We start from the raw sequence: 7,891 nt of genomic DNA on the forward strand, positions 1-7,891 counted from the left end.
TTTCAGCGGCGACGGTTAACGGCAGGCGGTACGCCCCGTCCAAGCCAGAGATGACAACTTCCGCCATCATCCGGCGAAACCCGATCTACCCAGAAATTTTCCTCACCGATGGTCAGCGTGTCTCCACGCCGCAGCTGCCGCACCTCATCAGTCCGGACAAACAGGGACGGGCTGGAGCCTTCAACGCGCACGCCCTGTCCGGCATAGCTGATATTTTCAGGGTCATCAAAAACACCACGTATCACCGCACCTGACTGCTCACCGGATGTAATGGTGGCTGACGTTCCCATGTACCCGCGTATCGTTTCATCGGCGCGGGCAATGGCAGCATCGAACAGGTTATCGAAATCAGCCACAGCGCCTCCCGTTATTGCATTCTGGCCAGGCCGCGCTCTGTCATTTCGGCTGCCACACCGGCAGAGACACGAAACGCCGTTCCCGGCAGCACAAATGCCACAGGTTCATCCCGCGTGGCGTGAAGTGCATCAGTATGCAGCTTCACCAGTGCCACGACCGTGACCAGTTCAGACGTATCCAGAATCACGGTATCCGGCTGCGCTGATCCCACCTCATTTTCATGTCCGGTCAGCACATTTTCCCGGCTGAGAGGGGTGTCCTGACCGGCAGTTTCATCCGTGTCATCAAGCTCCTCTTTCAGCTCTGCCACACGGAGCGCCAGTTCTTCTTTCGTCCCCGTCAGGCTGACATCACGGTTCAGTTGTTCACCCAGCGAGCGGAGACGGGCAATCAGTTCATCTTTCGTCATGGACTCCTCCACAGAGAAACAATGGCCCCGAAGGGCCATGATTACGCCAGTTGTACGGACACGAACTCATCAGGGTCAGCCAGCAGCATCAGCGGTGCTGACTGAATCATGGTGAACTCACGCGCCGGATCGCCGGTGGTCACCCAGTTTTTCGGGTAACGGGCAGAGGCGTTAATGCCTTCGCGCTGTGCGTCCGCATCCTGAATGCAGCCATAGGTGCGCAGACCGCGTGCCTGAGTGTTCCCCAGCACCATCGTGTTGTCCGGCAGGAAGTTCTTTTTGACGCCGTTTTCCACGTACTGTCCGGAATACACGACGATGGCCACATCGCCATACATCCCCTTATAGGACACCGCTTTGCCCAGGTCTTTCACCGCTGTCTCCAGCTCGGAATTAGAGCCACGACGGGTATCCAGCTTCTCCTTGACGGCTTTGAAGGAACGGAACAGCGCCCAGCCTTTCGGATCGAACACGATGATATTCACCACACCGCTGGCGTTCAGCGCGTAGGCTTCGATATCGTCGGTCGGGTCATACGTGGACTTGTCACGCTTGCTCCACTCCGTGCCGCCGGACTGCGTGATGTTATTCTCCTCACTGCGGCCCATATCCACCTCAACCGGATCGAAGGCTTCACCGGTCATGGTGTATTTGCCCTTAAGCACGGCAGAAACTGCCTGCATCTCTTCGACCTGAGCAATGGCCAGCTCTTCGTCACGCATGTTCTGCATGATGATGCGACGGCGGCGGTAAGCCGGGTCCGCCAGATTCTGCGGATCTTCATCCGGCAGGCGACGCAGGGTCATCTGCGGATTCACTTCATGCTTCGGCTTGACATATCCCGGCGTAAATTCAGAGGTGGAGCCGCCACGGGAACGGATAACCTCACCGGAAACAATCGGCGAAACGTACAGCGCCATGTTTACCAGTCCCGGAATTTGTGAGAGATAGACTTTCTCCGTGGTGAAGGGATAGCTCTCACGGAAAAAGAGACGCAGAAACAGCGGATCAAACTTAAATTTCTGCTCATTTGCCGCCAGCAGTTGGGCGGTTGTGTACATCGACATAAAAAAATCCCGTAAAAAAAGCCGCACAGGCGGCCTTTAGTGATGAAGGGTAAAGTTAAACGATGCTGATTGCCGTTCCGGCAAACGCGGTCCGTTTTTTCGTCTCGTCGCTGGCAGCCTCCGGCCAGAGCACATCCTCATAACGGAACGTGCCGGACTTGTAGAACGTCAGCGTGGTGCTGGTCTGGTCAGCAGCAACCGCAAGAATGCCAACGGCAGCACCGTCGGTGGTGCCATCCCACGCAACCAGCTTACGGCTGGAGGTGTCCAGCATCAGCGGGGTCATTGCAGGCGCTTTCGCACTCAATCCGCCGGGCGCGGTTGCGGTATGAGCCGGGTCACTGTTGCCCTGCGGCTGGTAATGGGTAAAGGTTTCTTTGCTCGTCATAAACATCCCTTACACTGGTGTGTTCAGCAAATCGTTAACGGCATCAGATGCCGGGTTACCTGCAGCCAGCGGTGCCGGTGCCCCCTGCATCAGACGATCCAGCGCAGTGTCACTGCGCGCCTGTGCACTCTGTGGTGCTGCGGCCAGAATGCGGCGGGCCGTTTTCACGGTCATACCGGGGGTTTCTGCCAGCACGCGTGCCTGTTCTTCGCGTCCGTGAGCCTCCTCACAGTTGAGGATCCCCATAATGCGGCTGTTTTCTGCCGCAACCGCTGCGGTGATCTGCGCGTTCACGTCCGGCTGCGCCGCGCTGGCGTTCTCGCCCTCCGTCGCTGGCACCACGTCAGTAACGTCAGCCTGCGAAGCAGTGGCTGAAACAGTTGTTGATTGAGTCTCTTTGGTCATTCGCCCTCCTGAGAGACGGGATTTACGTGCATCCAGTGCATCACGCATGACGGTGATCGCATCGGTGCTGTTAACAAGTTCATCAGCCAGTCCGGCATCAATGGCCTCCTGACCGCTGTACACTGCAGCCTCGGTATCCAGCACAACCTGCACGGACAGGCCGGTATATGCCGACACCTTCTGCGCAAACATCTGGCGGGTTGCGTCCATCCGGGACTGCAGTGTCTCCCGGACGTCATCCGGAAGATGGCTGTAGGGGTTGCCATCCACCTTATGGCTGCCGCTGTAAATCAGCGTGATTTCCACACCCTGTTTCTCCAGCGCAGCACCGTAATTACTGTGAGCCATCATGACGCCGATGGAGCCTGTCCGGGCGGTCTGCGTGACCAGACGCCGGGAGGCGGCACTGGCAAGCAACTGACCTGCACTGCAGTTCATGTCGTTGGCAAGCGCCCATACCGGTTTTATGTCACGCACACGGGCGATGATGTCAGCGCAGTCAAATGCCCCCGCCACCATCCCGCCGGGCGTGTCCATATCGAGCAGAATGCCGTCCACCATCGGATCGCTGGCAGCCTGTTGCAGACGGGCGATAATGCCGTTGTAACCGGTCATCCCCGAGTACGGCTGCAGCGCCCGCGTCCGGCTGACCAGCGTGCCGGACACCGGCAGCACGGCGATGCCGTTCATGACCTGATAACTGCGGGCCTGTCGTGGTCCGTCATCATCACCGGATAATGCCAGCGTCGCGAGTGCCTCCTGGGCAGTCAGGCTGTCGCCGGACACCGCATCCGTCAGGCTGCTGATCCCAAGCTGGCCTGCAAGCGCACAAAAGAAAACCCGCGCATAGGCGGGTTCAAGCATCAGCGGCTCATTAAAGGCCATGCTGGCAATATGCGGGAGATTACGCAGCTCTGCTGTCACTCTTCTCCTCCTCTGTTGATTGTCGCAGCCCGGATTCAAATGCTGCAGCCGCCCAGGCGGGCGGTTTAAGACCGGCTGCACGGCGCTCCATCGTTTCACGGACCTGCTGGGCAAAAATTTCCTGATAGTCGTCACCGCGTTTTGCGCACTCTTTCTCGTAGGTACTCAGTCCGGCTTCTATCAGCATCACCGCTTCCTGAACTTCTTTCAGACCATCGATGGCCATACGACCGGAGCCTATCCAGTCGCAGTTCCCCCAGGCACTGCGGGCTTCCTGAAAACTGAAGCGCGCTTTTGAAGGTAACGTCACCACGCGGCGAACGATGGCCTCTTCCAGCCAGCACAGAAACATCTGGCTCGCCTGACGGGATGCGACGAATTTTCGCCGCCCCATAAAGTACGCCCACGACTCGTTCGCACTGGCCCGTGCCGTGGAGTAGCTCATCTGGGCGTAATTCCGGGAAAGCTGCTCATACGAGACACCCAGCCCGGCAGCGATATACCGCAGCAGTGACTGCTCAAACACGGAGTAGCCGTTATCCGTATCCTGAGCCGTCTGCAGGTTCAGTGAGTCACCCGGCATCAGGTGCGGTACTTTTGCGCCTCCCAGCCGGACCGGCGCTGCGGCGTAATACGCGGCAATTTCACCAATCCAGCCGGTCAGCCTTTCCCGCTGCTCCTGACTGTTCGCGCCCAGAATAAAATCCATCGCTGACTGCGTATCCAGCTCACTCTCAATGGTGGCGGCATACATCGCCTTCACAATGGCGCTCTGCAGCTGCGTGTTCTGCAGCGTGTCGAGCATCTTCATCTGCTCCATCACGCTGTAAAACACATTTGCACCGCGAGTCTGCCCGTCCTCCACGGGTTCAAAAACGTGAATGAACGAGGCGCGCCCGCCGGGTAACTCACGGGGTATCCATGTCCATTTCTGCGGCATCCAGCCAGGATACCCGTCCTCGCTGACGTAATATCCCAGCGCCGCACCGCTGTCATTAATCTGCACACCGGCACGGCAGTTCCGGCTGTCGCCGGTATTGTTCGGGTTGCTGATGCGCTTCGGGCTGACCATCCGGAACTGTGTCCGGAAAAGCCGCGACGAACTGGTATCCCAGGTGGCCTGAACGAACAGTTCACCGTTAAAGGCGTGCATGGCCACACCTTCCCGAATCATCATGGTAAACGTGCGTTTTCGCTCAACGTCAATGCAGCAGCAGTCATCCTCGGCAAACTCTTTCCATGCCGCTTCAACCTCGCGGGAAAAGGCACGGGCTTCTTCCTCCCCGATGCCCAGATAGCGCCAGCTTGGGCGATGACTGAGCCGGAAAAAAGACCCGACGATATGATCCTGATGCAGCTGGATGGCGTTGGCGGCATAGCCGTTATTGCGTACCAGATCGTCTGCGCGGGCATTGCCACGGGTAAAGTTGGGCAACAGGGCTGCATCCACACTTTCACTCGGTGGGTTCCACGACCGCAACTGCCCTCCAAATCCGCTGCCACCGCCGTGATAACCGGCATATTCGCGCAGCGATGTCATGCCGTCCGGCCCCAGAAGGGTGGGAATGGTGGGCGTTTTCATACATAAAATCCTGCAGGTCCCCTGCGTCGCTGTGTCATGCCGGTCTGCACTTCCAGCTCTGCAATATATTTTTTCAGGTCAGACACGGAAGTGGCCGTAAACTCCACCCTTCGTCCGTCTTTCTGTACTGTTGCCACCCGTTTACCTGTCATCAGGTCATGCAGTGCCGCACGGGCAGCGGCAAGTTCTTCCTGTCGCGTCATTCATCCTCTCCGGATAAGGCACGGGCGTAATCTGCCAGTGTTTTCTTGTTGGTTGCTGCACCATCCTCTTCCTGCAGGCTCGCCAGCAGCGCACTGAGATCCAGCTGCCAGCGGGAAATACTGATGCGCAGCGCCGCCAGCGCATAAACGAAGCAGTCGAGTGCCTCATTGCGTCGCTTTTTGCTGTCCCACAGTATTTTTTTCCTGCCATCCACCCATTTTTCGACCTGCTCTTCAGCAGTCAGCTGCTGCGCTTCGGTCAGATCAAAAATATCCGGGTTATTCGGGAAGTGAACGGCACCGGGAAGCGGTTCATCCCCTTCCGGCGTCAGTGTGAAGCGGTTATAAATCTGCTCTTTCGCGGTATCCGTACCGATTTCGGTAAGGTAAACCCCGTTTTTGTTTCGCTTACGTGGCATGCTGGCCACCGGCTTTCCGTAGACGGATGCCCCTTTAATGGGGATCACCCGGAACAGCCCATGTTTTTTCGAGCGTTCATACACAATGGTCGGGTCAATCCCGCCAGTATCCCAGCAGATACGGGATATCGACATTTCTGCACCATTCCGGCGGGTATAGGTTTTATTGATGGCCTCATCCACACGCAGCAGCGTCTGTTCATCGTCGTGGCGGCCCATAATAATCTGCCGGTCAATCAGCCAGCTTTCCTCACCCGGCCCCCATCCCCATACGCGCATTTCGTAGCGGTCCAGCTGGGAGTCGATACCGGCGGTCAGGTAAGCCACACGGTCAGGAACGGGCGCTGAATAATGCTCTTTCCGCTCTGCCATCACTTCAGCATCCGGACGTTCGCCAATTTTCGCCTCCCACGTCTCACCGAGCGTGGTGTTTACGAAGGTTTTACGTTTTCCCGTATCCCCTTTCGTTTTCATCCAGTCTTTGACAATCTGCACCCAGGTGGTGAACGGGCTGTACGCTGTCCAGATGTGAAAGGTCACACTGTCAGGTGGCTCAATCTCTTCACCGGATGACGAAAACCAGAGAATGCCATCACGGGTCCAGATCCCGGTCTTTTCGCAGATATAACGGGCATCAGTAAAGTCCAGCTCCTGCTGGCGGATGACGCAGGCATTATGCTCGCAGAGATAAAACACGCTGGAGGGGTCATCCGGCGTCCATTTGAGGCCAAACGGCGTCTCTTTGTCGCCAAATTTAAGATACTGCTCCTCCCCGCAATGCGGGCAGGCAACATGAAAACGCATAAAATGCGGGGATTCACTGGCTGCACGCTCAATCTGACAGGTGCCTCTCACTTTTGGCGTGGAGCCACGGATGGACTTTGGCCAGACCGAGCCTTCAATACGCTTGTCACCCAGGAACGTCGGAGAGCCTTCCTGTTCAATATCATCATCAAAAGCAGCAAGTTCATCATAACCCGCCACATCCACCGACTTTTCACGGTAGTTTTTTGCCGCTTTACCGCCCAGGCACCAGAAGCCACGCCCATTAGTGAAACGCTTCATGGTGAGCGTGTTATCCCGGTGCTTTTTGCCATACCACGGGGCCAGCGCCAGCAGCGACGGAATATCACGAATAGTCGGCTCAACGTGGGTTTTCATAAAGTTCTCGGCATCACCATCCGTCGGCAACCAGATAAGGGTGTTGCGCTGCTTATGCTCTATAAAGTAGGCATAAACACCCAGCAGCATTTTGGAATAACCGACACGGGCAGACTTCACCACATTCACCTCACGGATGTAGTCGCTGCCCATCGCATTCATGATGGCCCGCTGAAAGGGCAGTGTTTCCCAGCGCCCTTCCTGGTATGCGGATTCTTTCGGGAGATAGTAATTAGCATCCGCCCATTCAACGGCGGTCTGTGGCTCCGGCCTGAACAGTGAGCGAAGCCCGGCGCGGACAAAATGCCGCAGCCTGTTAACCTGACTGTTCGATATATTCACTCAGCAACCCCGGTATCAGTTCATCCAGCGCGGCTGCTTTGTTCATGGCTTTGATGATATCCCGTTTCAGGAAATCAACATGTCGGTTTTCCAGTTCCGGAAAACGCCGCTGCACCGACAGGGGGAGCCCGTCGAGAATACTGGCAATTTCACCTGCGATCCGCGACAGCACGAAAGTACAGAATGCGGTTTCCACCACTTCAGCGGAGTCTCTGGCATTCTTCAGTTCCTGTGCGTCGGCCTGCGCACGCGTAAGTCGATGGCGTTCGTACTCAATAGTTCCTGGCTGGAGATCTGCCTCGCTGGCCTGCCGCAGTTCTTCAACCTCCCGGCGCAGCTTTTCGTTCTCAATTTCAGCATCCCTTTCGGCATACCATTTTATGACGGCGGCAGAGTCATAAAGCACCTCATTACCCTTGCCACCGCCTCGCAGAACGGGCATTCCCTGTTCCTGCCAGTTCTGAATGGTACGGATACTCGCACCGAAAATGTCAGCCAGCTGCTTTTTGTTGACTTCCATTGTTCATTCCACGGACAAAAACAGAGAAAGGAAACGACAGAGGCCAAAAAGCTCGCTTTCAGCACCTGTCGTTTCCTTTCTTTTCAGAGGGTATTTTAAATAAAAACATTAAGT

9 protein-coding genes are annotated in these 7,891 nt (G+C 56.6%); all 9 read right to left on the minus strand.

Translation table 11 applies throughout. The features are described from left to right. Window positions 1–2: 2 nt before the first annotated feature. From J1D76_RS26185 to J1D76_RS26225, 9 genes are read right to left on the minus strand one after another with little or no spacing between them, the layout of a single operon-like run. Window positions 3–356, minus strand: a complete 354-nt coding sequence (locus tag J1D76_RS26185) for a head-tail joining protein (RefSeq protein WP_000752979.1) — start codon at window positions 354–356, stop codon at window positions 3–5. 11 nt (window positions 357–367) lie between these two features. After that, on the minus strand, window positions 368–766 hold the full coding sequence (locus J1D76_RS26190; RefSeq protein ID WP_000158919.1) for a DNA-packaging protein FI: 399 nt from the start codon (window positions 764–766) through the stop codon (window positions 368–370). A 41-nt stretch (window positions 767–807) separates the two neighbouring features. Further along, window positions 808–1,833: a major capsid protein gene (locus J1D76_RS26195; RefSeq protein ID WP_000063280.1), complete on the minus strand. Its 1,026-nt coding sequence runs from the start codon at window positions 1,831–1,833 to the stop codon at window positions 808–810. 55 nt (window positions 1,834–1,888) lie between these two features. Further along, window positions 1,889–2,221: a head decoration protein gene (locus J1D76_RS26200; protein WP_001297109.1), complete on the minus strand. Its 333-nt coding sequence runs from the start codon at window positions 2,219–2,221 to the stop codon at window positions 1,889–1,891. Window positions 2,222–2,230: 9 nt separating this feature from the next. Next, the gene (locus J1D76_RS26205; protein ID WP_000123343.1) at window positions 2,231–3,550 is read right to left on the minus strand and encodes a S49 family peptidase; all 1,320 of its coding nucleotides are present in this window, start codon (window positions 3,548–3,550) and stop codon (window positions 2,231–2,233) included. Continuing rightward, window positions 3,531–5,132, minus strand: a complete 1,602-nt coding sequence (locus J1D76_RS26210; protein WP_001359455.1) for a phage portal protein — start codon at window positions 5,130–5,132, stop codon at window positions 3,531–3,533. Before J1D76_RS26210 ends, J1D76_RS26205 begins: the two co-directional genes overlap by 20 nt. After that, window positions 5,129–5,335 carry a phage head-tail joining protein gene (locus J1D76_RS26215; protein WP_000198149.1) on the minus strand — a complete coding sequence of 69 codons (207 nt, stop codon included), beginning with the start codon at window positions 5,333–5,335 and terminating at the stop codon, window positions 5,129–5,131. Before J1D76_RS26215 ends, J1D76_RS26210 begins: the two co-directional genes overlap by 4 nt. Next, window positions 5,332–7,257 carry a phage terminase large subunit family protein gene (locus J1D76_RS26220; protein ID WP_001027292.1) on the minus strand — a complete coding sequence of 642 codons (1,926 nt, stop codon included), beginning with the start codon at window positions 7,255–7,257 and terminating at the stop codon, window positions 5,332–5,334. Before J1D76_RS26220 ends, J1D76_RS26215 begins: the two co-directional genes overlap by 4 nt. Further along, window positions 7,232–7,777: a DNA-packaging protein gene (locus tag J1D76_RS26225; RefSeq protein WP_000453580.1), complete on the minus strand. Its 546-nt coding sequence runs from the start codon at window positions 7,775–7,777 to the stop codon at window positions 7,232–7,234. The genes J1D76_RS26220 and J1D76_RS26225 overlap by 26 nt, the downstream gene beginning before the upstream one ends. Window positions 7,778–7,891: the final 114 nt, after the last annotated feature.

The sequence above is a fragment of the Pseudomonas sp. NFX15 genome (assembly GCF_049132105.1).
Classification (GTDB): domain Bacteria; phylum Pseudomonadota; class Gammaproteobacteria; order Pseudomonadales; family Pseudomonadaceae; genus Aquipseudomonas.